Genomic DNA, 16369 nt, shown 5'->3' on the forward strand with positions numbered 1-16369 from the left:
CTAGCGCAGCCTGGCACCGGGGGCGGGGCCGTGCAACGGAATAGCCCAGACATCCAGGCGCTCCTGCAGGCCGGTGGCCAGCTGAGCGGCCGCGGCGGCATCGCGGGCTAGGAACATCACAGTGGGACCGGAGCCGGAGACCATGCCCTGCATGGCGCCCTCTGCCATCCCGGCGTCCATCATGTCATCCAGATCAGGCAGCATGCTCACCGCCGGGGCCTGCAGGTCGTTGGCCATCAGAGTGGCCACCAGCTCAGCATCCCCGGTGCAGGCGGCCCGTACCAGGTCATTGTCCAGGTCCGGGTTCTCCTCCTGAAGCCCGGCCTCGGCGCGCATCTGATCAAGCTTCTGATACACCGCGGGTGTGGACAGCCCGGTGCTGGCGGGCACAATCACCAGGTGCAGCTCCCCGCGGGTCAGCAGCGGAGAGAGAGTCTCCCCCGCCCCTTGGCCCACAGCTGCCCCGCCGAGGATCGCGAAGGGCACATCGGCACCGAGCTTCGCACCCAGCTCGGCCAGCTGCTCCTTGGTGAGCCCGGCCTCCCAGAGCGCGGAACAGGCCATCAGCGCAGCGGCGGCGTCGGCCGACCCCCCACCCATACCCCCGGCCACTGGCACGTTCTTGGTGATGGTCAGGTCAACCCCGTAGCTGGGCGATTCTGTCCCGGGGAAGGTGAGCACCGCGGCGTCTCGCTCTCGTAGGGCATCACGCAGCAGGGCGGCGGCCCGGTAGGCCAGGTTGTGCTCGTCCACAGGGATCTGGCTGGTGATGATCTCCCCGGACTCCGGGTCGGTATGCGTGGTGCCGGTGAAGCTGGAGCGCTCGGAGACTGAGACGGTGATGGCGCTGTCCTGACGCGGAGCGGCGGTAACTTCTTCGAAGAGTGAGACCGCGTAGTAGAGGGATGCCACCGAGTGGTAGCCGTCGGCGCGCAGCGGACCGACCCGCAGGCTCAGGTTCACCTTGCCGGGGGCCACTGCCGTCACATGGCCGAAAAACTCGCTGTCTCTCACAGCTTCTACACTAGCCCCGGGGTAGAAGATCACAGTCCACCACCACGGATAGACTGAGCTGCTGTGAGTGATGCTGCTGTGATCCCCGGACAGACCCCTGCCGCGTATCAGCCTGGTGAAATGGCTTCGGCTGAGGATGCTGGCGGGCCGGCGCGCAGCCAAACGGAGGCGAAGTCCAAGAAGAAGCGCCGTCTGGAGTACCCGCCGGCTCCTCAGCCGCTGCCCGTGCCGGTGATCGACAACCACGCACATCTGGACTTCCGCGACGGGCAGGTCCAGGTCTCGGTGGCGCAGCATCTGGACACTGCTGAGGCACTCGGTGTGGCTGGGGCAGTTCTGGTGGGGTACGACGTCGCCAGTTCCGAGTTCTCGGTGGCCGCCGCCCAGTCCGAGCCGCGCGCCAAGGCCGCAGTAGCCCTGCATCCCAATGACGCACCCCGGTTGAACGAACAGGGCCAGTACGACGCCGCCTTCGCCCGGATCGCCGAACTTACCACCCAGCCCGAGGTAGTGGCCGTGGGCGAGACCGGTCTGGATTATTTCCGCACCGGGGACTGGGGTCGGGACTTCCAGCGCCGCAGCTTCTACGACCACATTGCCCTAGCTGAGCAGCGCGGTCTGGCCCTTCAGATCCACGACCGCGAGGCCCACAACGATGTGGTCTCCGTGCTGAAGGATACCCCTGAGCTGCCGCGCTCAGTAGTCTTCCACTGCTTCTCCGGGGATGCTGAGCTGGCCAGAATCTGCAATGCCAACGGCTGGTACATGAGCTTCGCCGGGACAGTGACCTTCAAGAACTCGGCCGGACTCCGGGAAGCGCTGGCGGTGGCCGATCCCCAGCTGATTCTGGCGGAGACCGACTCTCCGTTCCTCACCCCGCACCCTTACCGGGGGCAGCCCAACGCTCCGTATCTGATCCCGCAGACCATGCGGCTGATGGCAGAGGTGCGCGGTGCTGAGCTGGGTCAGTTCTGCCAGCAGATCATGTTTAACACCCACCAGGCCTACGGACACTGGGTATGACCGACGCTGCCGCCACCTCATCCCAGGGACTGCCCGAGCTGCTCTCTGCCGCTCATGTCAGAGACCTGGCAGGGGCGCTGAGCATCCGGCCCACTAAGCAGTGGGGGCAGAACTTTGTGATCGATCCCAATACAATCCGCCGGATTGTGGGCCTGGCTGAACTGGACGGGAGCGAACATGTGCTGGAGGTTGGCCCGGGCTTGGGCTCACTGACCCTGGGGCTGCTGGATGAGGCAGCGCAGGTCACCGCGGTGGAGATCGATCCCAAACTGGCCGCTCAGTTGCCGGAGACCGTGCAGCTGATGCGCCCGGAGAAGGCCCAGAACCTCACCGTGGTGCGTCAGGACGCGCTGAAGATCGGTGCCGGAGAGCTCACCGGCAGGGTGATCGGTGCCGATAGTTCTCGCGGTGATGCCGCGGCTCGAACCGGTGAAGTCCCGCCGCAGCTCGGGGAGCCCTCCGTACTGGTCGCCAACCTGCCGTACAACGTGGCGGTGCCGGTGGTGCTGCATCTGCTGCAGGTGCTTCCCAGCCTCACCAAGGGTTTGGTGATGGTGCAGGAGGAGGTGGCCGACCGGCTGGCCGCCAAGCCCGGCTCAAAGATCTACGGGGTGCCCAGTGTCAAAATGGCCTGGGACACCACAGTCCGCAAAGTCGGCGTAGTAGGGAAAAAGGTGTTCTGGCCCGAGCCGCGGATCTCCTCAGGGCTGGTGCGCTTCGACCGCGGTGATCCGGCTGGACTGAGATCAGGGTCCTGTGCAGATTCGGCAGACTCCGTGGCGGCCGCGTCTGGGAGGTTGCCAGTTTCCCGTCAGGAGGTCTTTGCCGTGATTGATGCCGCCTTCGCTCAGCGCCGCAAGACTCTGCGTGCGGCCCTCAGCGGCCTGGCTGGCTCCGGTGTCGCCGCCGAGCAGGCACTCCGCACTGCTGGGGTGGACCCTCAAGCTCGGGGCGAGACTTTGGACATCCACGCCTTCACCCGTATCGCCGCTGCCCTGGCCTGCACCTCAACCACCTCGAGTGCATGATTTGTGCAGTGCTTTGGGGCTTCTGAGGTCAAGAATGCTGCACAAATCATGCACTCAGCGAAGACGTTAGGTCAAGGGCCCTTGACAAGGGCCGCAGAGACAAGGACTGCAGACAACGAGAGCCGTAGAGTTTTCCCCAGGGGCGGGGGCGGTGGGGCGACGCGCCCGAGGAATCCACAGAAGCGGCACGGGTCTGCTCCAGGGCCGCGATCAGCCCGCATGCTGGGGCTATGCGCCGAACAGCTACCCGAACATCACCAAGACGCCGTCCGCCCTGGCCCAGCCCAGTCCTGCCACCCAGACCGTCCCGGCGCACCGAAGAATCGGAGCCCTTCCTCCCGGAAAAGCCCCTACCCGCTAAGCGGTCGCGGCGGAACCTGCAGCACCGACGGCCACCACTGCCGCACACCGGCGCACTCTTCCCTGCGCGCCGTACCCGTGGCGCAGCGACCCGTGAGAAACCGAAGCCTGCGTTGCGGCCAGCCCAACCCCAGCCGGGCACCCGGCGAACCCCCAAGCCGCCCCAAGTGCGGCGGCGGCTCAAGCCCGGCGGGCTGTACCGACGGGTCCGGCGATTCCGCATCCCGCTGGCCGCAGTCCTGGCAGTCTGCGCCGGGCTGGCCGCGCTGCTCGCCGGAGAACACTCTGACACCGAGACCACCGCAGCAGTGCGGGTGACCACCGATGTAGCAGCCGGTGAGGTGCTCAGCACCGCTGTGTTGGAGGAGACTGAAATCGACGCCGCGGCGGTTCCCGAGGGCCAGCCCGCCCCGTTGGAAGATCTCCTGGGCGAAACCCTGGCGGTGGCCCTGCCGGCTGGAGCGCTGGTGCACCATACCCAGTTAGTGGGCCCCGGGCTTCTGGAAGGCTATCCTCCCGGCACCGTGGCAGTGCCGGTACGCCCATCCGATACCGCTATCATCGGGCTGCTCACCCCCGGCCAGCGAGTAGCCGTCACGGCCTCGTCCGATGCTCCTGAGGCTCAGGAGGGCCCACAGCGGATCGCTGAGGCAGCGCCGGTGCTGTGGATTCCGCAGGATGAGTCGGAGAACTGGCTGGGTACCTCCAGTCAGGACCGCAATGTGGTGATCTTGGCGGTGGACTCTGCCACCGCCGCGCAGATCGCCGAGGCCGGCCATTCAGGGCGGCTGCATCTGAGCCTGGTGTCCAGCTCGGAATAGCCGCCCCGACCGGACGACTCAGCTGGCCGAGGCTGCGGGGGTCTTGGCAGTGCTGCTGGAGCTGGATGAGGATCCCGAATCGCCGGGGCCTGAGGACTTGGCGGAGTCTGCGGAACTGCCGCTGGTGCTCTCTGAGCTCTTGGCCCCGGAGTCACCGCCGGAGGTCGCGGAGGAGGAAGACCCCCGGGAGTCGGTCCGGTAGAAGCCGGAACCCTTGAAGGTCACTCCCACATTGCCGAACTTCTTGCGCAGCTGTCCGCCGCACTGCCGGCATTCGGTCAGTGAGTCATCGGAGAAGGACTGCACAATATCGAAGGCATGACCGCAGGCCTTGCAGACATAGGCGTAGGTGGGCATCGGCGAGAATCTCCTGGGTCGGTGCTAGCACTCAGAGCTGTCGAGTGCTAATTCTATACCTGCTCGCCGCCGAGCTCATCACCGCCCAGTACGACGACGCCGGCCTCAGTCACTGCCCGCCCCAGCCTCAGGTCATGCTCCTCCACCGGGAAGGAGCCGACCGGCAGAATCTCTTCGCTGTGCACCACGGCCCAGATGTGCAACGCTTCGTGCGTGAAGTCCGCGGCAACGCGGCCGAGGCGGAGTCCTGGGAACCCGTGCCACCGCGAAACGGCTGTGCGGGCCGCCTCAGGGAGTAAGCGGGCGACCCGAGTAAGCCGAGGGAAGAATCGTGCTTGCCCACGATCTTCCGCGGCGATTGAGGATTGCGTGCCGCCAGGCACGCCGCTACCGCTGAAGAGAGCATCGTAATAGCCGCCGCCCTGGCCCAGCCGAGCGCCCTTGCCGTCAACTGCCAATGCTGGCACGAGCAGTGCCACAGGTGCTGAGGCGGTGGAGATGAGCTGATCCATGCTGAAGCGCTCGCCGGTCGGCTCGAAGACAGGAGCATGCCGACTACGGCGCAGCTCAGCCTCCGGGCTCCAGCTGGTCCAGAGCAGGCGCCGGGCTGCGGGATCGGCGACCACCGGCACCCACACCTCTCCCCCGCGCTCAGTATGCGCTGCAAGAAAAGGCCGCAGGTCCGGCTCCCCGGGCATGGGCAGAAAACCCAGCACTATGGCCTGCGCGCCTTCGGCGCTTACACCCTCAATCGCCTCGGGATACCCCGCGCAAGCGTGGGTCTCCGCTCGGCTCAATCGGGCCCCGTCCACTACTTCTAGAAGCACATGTTTCAGCAGTTCGCCGCGACGGTCGAGCTCCTGCTGGGACAGCTGGGCGCGAGCAGCGCGGAGACGCTGCCGAACCTGGGCTTTGCTGGGGGGACTCATCAGATCCAGGATTGCAGCCACATGCGCAGCCGCCATTGGTCGTAGGAGATGAACTCCGCAGTCCAGACGGGCCAGAAGAACACGGAGACCGCCACTGCCAGCAGCACGAAGCAGATCACCAGCACGGTGTTGCGCTGCTGGGCGGAGACAATCTGCTTCTGGGTCCGTTCCTTGCCTGAGGCCGTCACTGATCCGGTGCCGATGCGCAGCACCAGGGCGGCCAGCACCACCAGTGTCAGGATCACAAACGGGTGATAGCTGATGGTGTAGAAGAAGAACATGGTGCGGTCCGGGAAGGCCAGCCAGACCGCAAAGCCCGCGGCGAATCCGGAGAGGATGGCCCCGTGGCGCCAGTCACGGCGACCGATCCAGAGCAGCAGCACGATGACCAGGCCCAGCATCCCGGCCCACCAGATCAGCGGATTGGCCAGATCCAGTACTGCTGAGGAGCAGGAGGTGTACGCGCAGGTCTCCCCGGTGTGCTCGTAGACCTCTCCCTGGTCGCGGCCCTGGTAGTGCATGGAAACCGGCCGGCCCATGAACAGCCAGGTCCATGGGTGGGAGGCGTATTCGTGCTCAGAGTCCAATCCGGTGTGGAACTCGGTGGCCGAGCTGTGGTAGTTCCACAGGGCGCGCAGCGGTGCCGGAAGCAGCCCGATCAGACCTGAGCCCTCCGCATTGTCCCGGCCCCACCCACCGGAGCTGGCCAGCCATCCTGACCAGGTGACGATATAGGTAGCGGCCACCACCGGCAGCACAGTGACCACCGCGAGCAGCCCGTCATAGAGCAGGCCAGCGCTGCACCAGCGGCGGATCCCCACGGCACGCCGTGCATTGACATCCCAGAGCACCACCATGAGGCCGAAGACTGCGATGAATGCCAGGCCGGAGAATTTGACCCCCACCGAGCAGCCCAGCAGCACGGCGGCTGCCAACCGCCAAGGCCGCCAGAGCAGCAGCGGGCCCCAATCCCACTCCCTAGAATCTGCCGAGGCGCGGGCAGCCCAGGCAGCCAGGCGGCGGCGTCCGCTGTACCGGTCGGCCAGCAGGGCGCCGAAGGCGGCGAGCACGAACAGCATCAGGAAGATATCGAGCAGGGCGACCCGGGACATCACCAGGTGGTGGCCGTCCACCGCAGTGAGCACCCCGGCCACCGCACCTAGGAACACTGAGCGGAACATGCGCTGGGCGATCAGAGCGATCAGCAGCACCCCCAAGGCGCCGGCCACCGCAGAGGAGACCCGCCAGCCCAGGGCATCCTCAATGCCGAAGACCGCGATGCCCGGTGCGATCAGCCATTTTCCCAGCGGCGGATGCACCACATAGGAGCCTTCATCCAGTGGCTGCGGGTTTCCGGCCTCCCATTGGTCGTTGGCGTCCTCGGGCCACTCCAGCTCATAGCCAGCCTGCAGCAGGGCATAGGCGTCCTTGGCGTAGTAGGTTTCGTCGAAGATCAGCGCGTGCGGGTTGCTCAGCCCGTCCAGTCGCAGCGCCAGGGCCACCGCTGTCACGGCCAGCGGCACCAGCCAGCCCCAGAGCCCGGCGCGGAATCGGTCAGCACCCAGACGCAGCTCGAGTCGGCTGCGAGTCAGGGTGTCGGTCACCCTGGATATGCTACTTGCCAGGGAACAGACGACCAGGGAGGCCGAGGCCGTGAGCTGCGAACAAAGTGATGCAGCGAATTCAGGCGTGAAATCCGGCAAGGCTCTGCCGGACGAGAGCGGCGGCGACATGTGCGCCGCCAGCGGGACCAGCCCTGACTGGCTGTGGGAGACCCCGCTGGTACTGGCCGCCACGCCTATCGGGAATCTGGCCGATGCCACGCAGCGGCTGCGGATGCTGATCCGCACCGCCGAAGTCATTGCCTGCGAGGACACCCGCAACACCCGTCACCTGATCCGGAGACTGGGCGAGCAGACCCCGGCCAGGCTGGTCAGCCTGCACGAGCATAATGAGGCATCCCGCTCCGCAGAGCTGGTGGAGCAGGCCGCGGCCGGCACCCGGATCCTGGTGGTCTCCGATGCGGGAATGCCAGGAGTCTCCGATCCGGGGCTACGGCTGGTGCGCGCGGCGATTGATGCCGGAGTGCAGGTCACCGCGGCCCCAGGAGCCTCAGCGGTACCCACTGCCCTGGCCCTTTCCGGACTGGCCAGTGACCGGTTCAGCTTCGCCGGATTTGTGCCGCGTAAGAAGTCTGAACGCACTGCCCTGCTGGACCGGCTGCGCGGCGATGCCTGGACCACTGTGCTCTTTGAGTCTCCGCACCGGGTTGCGGCCACGGCGCGCGAGTTCGCTGAAGTCCTCGGCGCGAACCGGCCTGCGGCGGTGGCCCGGGAGCTGACCAAGAAACACGAGGAGATCCTCCGCGGAAGTCTGGGCGAGCTGGCCGATACATTGGCTGCCCGGCAGACGGGCTCAGGGCCGACTCGCTCAGGGCTGAAGGGCGAGTTTGTGCTGGTGGTGGGGGGAGCCTCCACCGGTGACGGTGAGCCGGGCACCCAGAAGACAATGGGGATGGAAGCCGCCGCGGACCTCGTCATACGCCGTGCCGAACAGGGCGAGCGCCTCAAAATCGTGGCCAAGGAGATCGCCGCAGCCCATGGTCTGAACACCAGTGAGCTCTACGACTCGGCTAACCGGCTGCGCAGCCGGGCGCGTTAGATCCTGCTTGATCGCCGGAATCACAGGGCGAGCTGTGGTTAGACTGGCCAAGTGACTACCACCGCTGAGACCACTGACGCTGAAACCATCCGTGAGACCACTACTGAGCTGATTGCCCGGATCAGCGATGACGTCAATGTGACCCACGGGGTGCTGGCTCTGGCTGAGGCCCAGCCTGACCAGCCGGTCTACGCGGTGCGCAATGGTGCCGGCGGCTGGCTGGATGTGACCATCAGCAGCTTCCTGGATCAGGTGCGCGCGGTGGCCAAGGGGCTGATCGGACTCGGCGTGGAACCTGGCAGCAAGGTGGCGGTGATGTCTGCCACCAGCTACTCCTGGGCCGTGGTGGACCAGGCCATCTGGTTTGCCGGCGGGATCTCGGTGCCGATCTACGAGACCAGCTCCGCCCATCAGATCGCCCACCTGCTGGCCGACTCTGAGGCCAAGCTGGTGCTGATCGGTGATGAGGCGCTGCGCACCAAGGTGCAGTCCGGGGCGAATATGGCCCACGGCAAGAACTCCGGGCTGGAGATCTACTCGATGGCCACTGCCGCGGATCTGGAGGAGATCGCGGCCAACGCCACCAATGTGACCGGCTCCCAGCTGGAGGCAGCGCGGAAGACCGCAGCAGCCGACGACGTCGCCACCCTGGTCTACACCTCCGGCACCACCGGCAAGCCCAAAGGGGTCAGGATCACCCACCGCAATCTGGCTGAGGGGGCCGCCAATATTGCGCCCTTCGCCTCCGACATTCTCGGCGAGGGTGAATCGCGCACGCTGCTGTTTCTGCCGCTGGCCCATGTACTGGCCCGGGCGGTGCAGCTGATCTGTCTGCACCGGGGTATTCAGGTGGCCCATACCGGAGACACCACTACCCTGCTTGACGATCTGGGCAGCTTCCGGCCCACCTGGCTGCTGGCTGTGCCCCGGGTTTTCGAGAAGGTCTACCACTCTGCGGCCGCCAAGGCTGAGACAGACGGCAAGGGCCGGATCTTCGAGGCCGCCCGGGCCACTGCAGTGGCCTACTCCAAGGCACTGCAGTCCGCTGCTTCCGGCTCCGGTCCGGGTCTTGGGCTTCGGGCCAAGCATGGGCTGTTCTCTCGGCTGGTCTACGGCAAGCTGCTGGAGAAGCTGGGCGGCGAGGTGACGCATATGGTCTCCGGGGCCTCCCCGCTGAGCCCGGAGATCGCGCATTTCTTCACCGGGATCGGGGTCCCGATCCAAGAGGGCTATGGACTCACCGAGTCCACTGCGCCGATCACCCTGAACATCCCAGGTGCCACCCGGATCGGTTCGGTGGGACTGCCGGTGCCGGGCAATACGGTGAAGATCGCTGAGGACGGCGAGGTGCTGCTGAAGGGGCCGGTGATCTTCGACGGCTACCACAATAATCCGCAGGCGACTGCTGAAGCGTTCGACTTCAGCGACACACCCGGAGAGCGCTCTCCTAATCCAGATGGCGGATTAGGGCCCGGGCGTGGCATGGGATACTTCCGCTCCGGGGACCTGGGTTCCCTGGACGCCGATGGGTTCCTCACCATCACCGGGCGGAAGAAGGAGCTGATCGTCACCGCCGGTGGGAAGAACGTGTACCCCACTCCGATGGAGGAGTCGGTGCGCAGTCATCCGCTGATCGCCCAGACTGTGGTGGCCGGGGATAACAGACCCTTCGTCTCCGCGCTGATCTTCCCTGACGCTGAAGCCGTAGCCGCCTGGGCACAGCGCAAGGGATACGGCGAGGAACTCACCGTGACAGAGGTGCTGGCCCATGAGGAGTCCGGGACTGCGCTGCGTGCGGAGGTCCAGCAGGCAGTCCAGGCGGCTAATGAGCTGGTCTCCCGGGCTGAGTCGATCCGGGAGTTCAGGATCATCGACGCCGCAATCTCCGAGTCCTCAGGGCATCTGACGCCTTCGCTGAAGCTGATCCGCGGCAAGGTGCTCAAAGATTACGCTGAGACTCTGGAGGAGATCTACCAGTAGCCGTATGCTGTGCCCTCACTGCCGTGCCTAGAGCTGTTGACACCGCCGAGAGTTATAGCTCTAGGCAACGCAATCAGCTCTAGGCAAATGAGTGGCAGACTCCCCAGCAGGACGGCGGTCTGGGCTTGTGCGCAATTGGCCCACTGCCGGTTCACCAGTGGGGTGGCCGTTCGGACTTCATCCACTCGTCCAGGGAGTCCCCTTCGGGCTGCTCAGCGCTGCTCTGCCGAATCTTCTGGAGCGGATCGTAGACCTCCGCTTCCAACTCCTCGGGCTGACCCGAGGTGCCTGGTGCGGTGACCCGGCGGTTTCCCCGTCGGCGGGGCTGCTGCTGGGCGGGGCGGGCGCCGTCGGCCTGGTGATCGGTCACGGCTGGAAGCGACGCTGGTCAGGGGCCGGGTACTGCTTATTGCGGCGGTGGGCATCCTCATCCTCCGTGTCAGCTGCCCCGCCGTAGCGGATCTGGCCGGTGCTGCTGCTCAGCACAGCGCGTCCATGCTGGGCGAACTCAGGGCCCGCGCCGAGTCCCACCTTCTCGGCGACCAGCTCAGTGGTAGCGCCGGGATCACTGAAGACCTCAATGGTCCATAGCACCAGGAAGTCCCAGCCCAGTTCCTCGAATCGGTCCGGGCGCAGCCGGGATCGCTCACGCACCGGCAGCTGGGCATAGTGTTCGGTGCCATCGGAGACCATGGCCACCGGTGTCACCGGGGTCTCTGCGGTGATCCGCCGTGGGCAGGCTGCCAAGTCCAGAGTGCCGCGGAAGCCATCCTCCACCCGGCCGCCGCGAGCGCGAATCCGGTCCACCAGGTCAAGCACCAGTGGATCGGTGAGCTCCGCGGAGCTGGAAGGGTTGGACTCCAGCCCGCCGGCTCCGAGCCTGAGCAGGTCGTGGACCAATACGGCGCCCTGCTGCAGCCGGGAGCGGTCCAGATCCTCCGGACCGATAGAGCTGACCACGGTGAGTCGGCCACGGGCACGGGTCACCGCTTGGGCGAAGTACTGACGACCGCGCGAACCGGAGAGCTCGCCCAGCTCGTGGGCCGGCTCCCCCTTCACACTGCGGCCATAGCCCACTGAGAAGATCACATCATCACGGACCACCCCGTGGGCACGTTCCACCGGAGCCACCACAAAGCTCTCGCCGGTGCCGGCGCCGGCCGCCCCGGAGCCTGATCCGCCGGGGACTCCGGCGGCACCATGCTCAAAGAACGGCGCTGCCCACTGGTGGTTGGCCAGGTGCAGCCTGATGGCATCGGCCACCCGTTTGGCGTGCCATTCCGATCCGGTGACTACCGCCAGCGAGCGGTTGCGGCTGCGCCGGATATGGTCGAACACCAAGTCCACCACCCGGTTGACCTCTGCAGTGGGCGATTCCACCGGCTCCCGGCCCCCGGCGCCTGTGACCTGCTCCAGACTCAGCCGGCGGCCCTGCCCAGTCAGCTGGGCGGCGTCGGGCAGGCGGAACAGCCTCCCCTCATAGAGCGCCTCAGAGAGCAGCTCCGTCAGCTCCTGGTCCACCCCACGGTGCACCTGGCGCAGCCGGTACTCCGGAAGAATCCGGGCCAGCTCCGCGTAGATGGACGCAGGCACCTGTGCCTCAGCCTCCCGGGCAATGGGATCGGCGGAGACGATCATCGGCTTGGGTACACCGGAGGCAGGGTCGCCGAAGACCACCACCTGCTCAGCCCGGGCGAGCGCGCCGAGGGCCGCCGGGACAGCCAGAGTCTCGCCATCCAGCAGGATCACCGCATCAAAGCTGGGCTTCTCTCCGGCGGGCGGGAAATGCGTGGCCAGCCCCAGGGGGGAGGTGGCCCAGACCGGGACCAGCGGCTGGGTCAGTTCCCGGTCCGCTGATTCCAGAGCGGCCACTGTGGGCCGGGACTCCCGCAGCAGGCTGCGCAGTTGGACGGCAGCCTGGGGATTGGCTTCCACAGCGGACTTCCACCGTACGGCCAGCGTGTGGTTGAGCCGCTGGGAACCTGAGGCGATATGGGCGGCGTCAGCCTTTCTGAACTCAGACTCGATGCTGCGCATGTTCTCTCCGGAGGTCATCGCCAAGTAGTCATCCCCGGAGATCATCGCCTCCAGGGCGGACTGCCACCAAGCAAGCTCCAGCTCATCGGCCACCCGATCTGCCGGCACCTGGCGTGCGGCCAGATCCTCTAGCAGCTCAGTGAAGCCCTGCTCTCGCAGCTGTTCGAAGACCAGAGTGCGCTCCGGCAGGGTCTGCAGGGAGCGTTCGTCCTCTGCGAGCACCTCCACGACGGCGAAGAGCTGCTCGGCGGGCACGTCGAACAAAGTAGTGCCGGCCTCATCCGCCGGGACCAGCACGGTCACCAGCTTCTCCAGCCGTGTCTGGACCTGACCCACCCGATCCACCAGGGCATCGAGATGGCGGGGCACTTTGGGCAGCGAGTTGTTGACCGCGCGGGAGACCCACTCCTCGCGCTCGGACTGGACATCCACCAGGGATCCGTGCAGATCGCTGATCGAGGCTCCAGGGCGGAGGTACTCCTTGGCCACCCGGCGCAGCCGGGAGCGGGCCATCGAGCTCATCTCCACACTGTGCTGCCGGCGCCACCAGCCCGGTGCGGTGGCTGCGATGAGATCGTCCACGTCCCAGGCGTAGATATCGTGGCTGAACCGGCCCAGCGACTCCTGGACCCGCTGGAAGAGCAGCACCTGGGCATGCCAGTCGGCGAAGCTGTCTCCGGGGCGGACCTCCACGGACTCGCAGGCGGTGACCAGCTGCTCGCGCAGCTGCGGAAGCTCAGTGCGCAGTTCGGTCACCAGCTGCTGGGCGTCACGGGTCTCCTGCCGGTTGGAGAGCTTGGCGCCGAACCAGGGGCTGTTCCGAGTCTCTGCGGAAAACTCGCCCAGCTCAGCAATCCGCTTCAGCTTCACCGCTGCCGGGGAGCGGTCCACCGTATTGTCCAGCACCGAGCGCTTCAGCCGCACGGAGGTGCCCGGCGCAGGGTTGAGACTGGTCAGCGCGGCCAGGGCCTGCATGGCCTGGTAGGGGGAGCAGCTCCACCGCTGGCGCACTTTGTGCAGGCTGGCCACGTGATCGCTGAGCTGCAGGCGCCGCTCGGTGAGTTTCTTATGCAGTTCGGCCAGCCGGGGCGGCTCGGCGCGCTCAGCACGTTTGATCGCCCGAATCACCTGGGCTTTGAGCTCCTCAGGGGACGACGCCCCTGAGGTCACAGTTGCTGCCAGGGTGCCCGCCTTGGCTGCTGAGAGCCGCTGGTTGAACTCAGTGAGCGTGGCAGTGCGCTCGGCCACCACCAGCACTCGCTTGCCGGACCAGGCCAGGCCGGCGGCAGCGTTGACCGCAGTCTGGGTCTGCCCAGTCCCCGGCGGGGCTGAGATAACGGCGGAGACCCCGGAGAGCACGGCGTCCAGAGCTTCCTGCTGGTCCTTATCAGCATCAAGGACCAAGCGCTCGGAGGCCGGAGAACGTTCGTTGAGCGGAGGCATGGCTGCCGCTGCGGCCAGTGCCTCATCCTGGTCCCACTCTTCGCCGGAGGCCAGCCCCTGCAGCAACGGGTGGTCCAGATGCAGGGCGGCGGGATTCCCCAGATCGGCGATATCGGCGAAGGTGGAGACATAGAGCTGCTTCCAGACCTGCAGGCTGCCCAGCGGGGAACCGGGTTCCTCTTCGGTGACCTCGGCGGCGACTCGGACCAGCAGATCGGCGGTACGGGCGGGGTCAAACCGAGCAGTGGCATAGCCGGCCTGGTGAAACGCCTGCGGATCAAGGGTGACCCCGTGGGTCTGAGCCAGGTGACGGGCCAGGGCAGGGTTGAGGCCTGCGGGGCCGGTGAACTGCAGCTCATAGTCAGTAGTGGCCGAGCGCGCCTCAGAGCGGTGCCGCAGGCTGACCGGGATGAGCATCACCGGGGCGGTGAAGGACTCGGTGCCAGCCCCTGTGGTCTCGGTCCAGGAGGCGATGCCGGCGGCCAGATACCCCACTTCGATGCCGCGCTCCTCGGAGAGCTCGCGGATCTTAGCCCGGATGTTGGCCGCCGCCTTGGCCCCGGGGTCGAACACACTGGGATCGTTGAGCAGGGTGGAGAGCCGGGTGCGGCGGCCCCCGAAAAGCTGCATGATCCCGGATGAGTTGGCCTCGGTGAGGTCGATGCTGTTGTGCTGACTAGGGGTGAAGCGCAGCATCGTGTCATTCTCGGTCCCGGTGCCGTGAGACTCGATCCAGCTGACGATGGGCGCTGTGGTGTGCTGAGCGGCGTCGGGTGACTCTGCACCGGGAGCAGGGTCTGGGCTCTCTGGCGAAGCCACGGCGTCGGGGGATTCGGCACTCATGCCGGACTCTGCTCGGCTCAGTCGGGCACCGTCTTCAAAGTCCTCGTGGACAGGGGACTCCGCCGAAGATGCGGATGTTTTCTCAGGCACCGATTCCCTCCACAACACTTACAGGTCTGGAAGGCAGGGTACCGCTACTCCCACTCGATCGTCCCCGGTGGTTTCGAGGTCACGTCGAGGGTTACCCGGTTGATCTGCTCCACCTCGTTGGTGATCCGATTCGAGATGGTGGCCAGCAGATCGTAGGGCAGCCGGGACCAGTCGGCGGTCATCGCGTCCTCGGAGCTGACCGGGCGCAGCACCACCGGATGGCCGTAGGTGCGGCCGTCGCCCTGGACACCCACGGAGTGCACATCAGCCAGCAGTACCACCGGCATCTGCCAAACCTCGGCGTCCAGGCCGGAGTTGGTGAGCTCCTCACGGGCGATGGCATCAGCAGCCCGGAGGATCTCCAGACGTTCCTCGGTGACCTCGCCGATGATCCGGATGCCCAGCCCTGGGCCGGGGAAGGGGTGGCGCTGGACGATCTCGGCGGGCAGACCCAGCTCGGCTCCCACTGCGCGAACCTCGTCCTTGAACAAGGCGCGCAGCGGCTCCACCAGCTTGAACTGGAGGTCCTCGGGCAATCCGCCCACGTTGTGGTGGGATTTGATATTGGCTGCGCCCTCTCCCCCGCCGGATTCGACCACATCCGGGTAGAGAGTGCCCTGGACCAGGAACTCAACCTTGGCACCGTCTGCCTCGGCCTCCTCCAGGATATTGCGCTCGGCCTCCTCGAAGGCGCGGATGAATTCGCGGCCGATGATTTTGCGCTTCTGCTCCGGCTCGGTGACCCCGGCCAGCGCGGAGAGGAACCGCTTCTTCTCGTCAGCCACATAGAGCTTGGCACCGGTAGCAGCTACGAAATCGCGCTCCACCTGCTCGGCCTCACCTTCGCGCATCAAACCGTGGTCGACGAACACGCAGGTCAGCTGCTCGCCGATGGCTTTCTGGACCAGGGCTGCGGCCACTGCGGAGTCCACTCCGCCGGAGAGTCCGCAGATGGCCCGGGCGTCACCGACCTGGGCGCGGATGGCGGCCACCTGTTCTTCGACGATATTGCCGGTGGTCCATTCCGGGATGAGCCCGGCGCCGTCGTATAGGAAGTTCTCGATGACCCGCTGGCCCTGTGGGGAGTGCTTGACCTCGGGGTGCCACTGGACCCCGTAGAGCCGGCGGTCCTCATCGGCGAAACAGGCCACCGAAGCACCCGAGACGGCCAGCACCTCGAAGCCCTCAGGAGCCTCAGTCACCGCATCACCGTGGGACATCCAGGTGGTCTGGACCGGGTCGGTGCCATCGAGCAGCCCGTATGGCGCCGTGGTGCTGCGCACCTCGGTCTTGCCGTATTCGCGGTCTCCGGTGTGAGCCACTGTGCCGCCCAGTGCATAGGCCATCACCTGGAAGCCGTAGCAGATGCCCAGGACTGGAACACCGGCCTCGAAAAGCTCGCGCTCTACCGCGGGGGCGCCCTCAGCATAGACGCTGGCCGGCCCCCCGGAGAGGATGACAGCGGCGGGTTTACGGGCGATGATCTCGGCGGTAGGCAGGGTGTGCGGAACCACCTCGGAGTAGACGCGGGCCTCACGGACCCGGCGGGCGATCAGCTGGGCGTACTGGGCGCCGTAGTCCACCACCAGCACAGTCTGCGCGGCATGGTCGGGGCGCTCGGCGGCAGGGGCTTGAGAAGTCACTTAGCCATTCTACTGACGCTGGTCCCGGTGCCGGGTATGCCACGAGGTGGCCCGCACCACCGCCGCACACTGGCACAGGTCCCTGACCTCGTGGTTTCCATCCTGGCCCCTCTCGGCAGTCTTAGGTCAGCTCACACCTG

At 66.5% G+C, this 16369-nt stretch carries 12 protein-coding genes; 5 read left to right on the plus strand and 7 right to left on the minus strand.

What is annotated here, in order from left to right:
* Window positions 1-1014 (minus strand): 4-(cytidine 5'-diphospho)-2-C-methyl-D-erythritol kinase, encoded by a 1014-nt coding sequence (locus tag F0311_RS14550; RefSeq protein WP_150462674.1) that lies wholly within the window; start codon window positions 1012-1014, stop codon window positions 1-3.
* A 120-nt stretch (window positions 1015-1134) separates the two neighbouring features.
* Here F0311_RS14550 and F0311_RS14555 point away from each other — a divergent pair, with 120 nt between their 5' ends.
* The 3 genes from F0311_RS14555 (at window position 1135) to F0311_RS14565 (ending at window position 4246) form a co-directional block, all read left to right on the plus strand.
* Window positions 1135-2037: a TatD family hydrolase gene (locus F0311_RS14555; protein WP_150462824.1), complete on the plus strand. Its 903-nt coding sequence runs from the start codon at window positions 1135-1137 to the stop codon at window positions 2035-2037.
* The gene (gene rsmA / locus F0311_RS14560; protein WP_150462675.1) at window positions 2034-3065 is read left to right on the plus strand and encodes a 16S rRNA (adenine(1518)-N(6)/adenine(1519)-N(6))-dimethyltransferase RsmA; all 1032 of its coding nucleotides are present in this window, start codon (window positions 2034-2036) and stop codon (window positions 3063-3065) included. Before F0311_RS14555 ends, rsmA begins: the two co-directional genes overlap by 4 nt.
* A 473-nt stretch (window positions 3066-3538) precedes the next feature.
* A complete protein-coding gene (locus F0311_RS14565; RefSeq protein WP_191089951.1) occupies window positions 3539-4246 on the plus strand; it encodes an RcpC/CpaB family pilus assembly protein in 708 nt (235 codons plus the stop codon).
* An 18-nt stretch (window positions 4247-4264) separates the two neighbouring features.
* On the opposite strand, the gene F0311_RS14570 is transcribed toward F0311_RS14565, so the two are convergent.
* The 3 genes from F0311_RS14570 to F0311_RS14580 are packed head-to-tail and all read right to left on the minus strand — an operon-like array spanning window position 4265 to window position 7136.
* Entirely contained in the window at window positions 4265-4603 is a 339-nt protein-coding gene (locus F0311_RS14570; RefSeq protein WP_150462677.1) for an FmdB family zinc ribbon protein, read from the minus strand.
* Window positions 4604-4656: 53 nt separating this feature from the next.
* The gene (locus F0311_RS14575; RefSeq protein ID WP_191089952.1) at window positions 4657-5532 is read right to left on the minus strand and encodes a 5-formyltetrahydrofolate cyclo-ligase; all 876 of its coding nucleotides are present in this window, start codon (window positions 5530-5532) and stop codon (window positions 4657-4659) included.
* Entirely contained in the window at window positions 5532-7136 is a 1605-nt protein-coding gene (locus F0311_RS14580; protein ID WP_223881387.1) for a dolichyl-phosphate-mannose--protein mannosyltransferase, read from the minus strand. The genes F0311_RS14575 and F0311_RS14580 overlap by 1 nt, the downstream gene beginning before the upstream one ends.
* Window positions 7137-7221: 85 nt before the next feature.
* On the opposite strand from F0311_RS14580, the gene rsmI reads away from it, so the two are divergent.
* Together rsmI and F0311_RS14590 are read left to right on the plus strand one after the other, a co-directional pair.
* Window positions 7222-8193: a 16S rRNA (cytidine(1402)-2'-O)-methyltransferase gene (gene rsmI, locus F0311_RS14585; RefSeq protein ID WP_223881388.1), complete on the plus strand. Its 972-nt coding sequence runs from the start codon at window positions 7222-7224 to the stop codon at window positions 8191-8193.
* A 51-nt stretch (window positions 8194-8244) separates the two neighbouring features.
* Window positions 8245-10173, plus strand: coding sequence for an AMP-dependent synthetase/ligase (locus tag F0311_RS14590; protein ID WP_223881389.1), 1929 nt, complete (start codon window positions 8245-8247; stop codon window positions 10171-10173).
* Between the two features lie 151 nt (window positions 10174-10324).
* Here F0311_RS14590 and F0311_RS14595 read toward each other — a convergent pair whose 3' ends face one another.
* Genes F0311_RS14595 through guaA form a run of 3 tightly spaced genes read right to left on the minus strand, consistent with a single transcriptional unit; the run spans window position 10325 to window position 16178 of the window.
* Window positions 10325-10543: a hypothetical protein gene (locus tag F0311_RS14595; RefSeq protein ID WP_150462680.1), complete on the minus strand. Its 219-nt coding sequence runs from the start codon at window positions 10541-10543 to the stop codon at window positions 10325-10327.
* Window positions 10540-14586 (minus strand): DUF4011 domain-containing protein, encoded by a 4047-nt coding sequence (locus F0311_RS14600; RefSeq protein ID WP_150462681.1) that lies wholly within the window; start codon window positions 14584-14586, stop codon window positions 10540-10542. Before F0311_RS14600 ends, F0311_RS14595 begins: the two co-directional genes overlap by 4 nt.
* Window positions 14587-14630: 44 nt before the next feature.
* Window positions 14631-16178 carry a glutamine-hydrolyzing GMP synthase gene (gene guaA, locus F0311_RS14605; protein ID WP_150462827.1) on the minus strand — a complete coding sequence of 516 codons (1548 nt, stop codon included), beginning with the start codon at window positions 16176-16178 and terminating at the stop codon, window positions 14631-14633.
* Window positions 16179-16369 lie beyond the last annotated feature (191 nt).

The sequence above is a fragment of the Nesterenkonia ebinurensis genome, assembly GCF_008711175.1.
GTDB lineage: Bacteria > Actinomycetota > Actinomycetes > Actinomycetales > Micrococcaceae > Nesterenkonia > Nesterenkonia ebinurensis.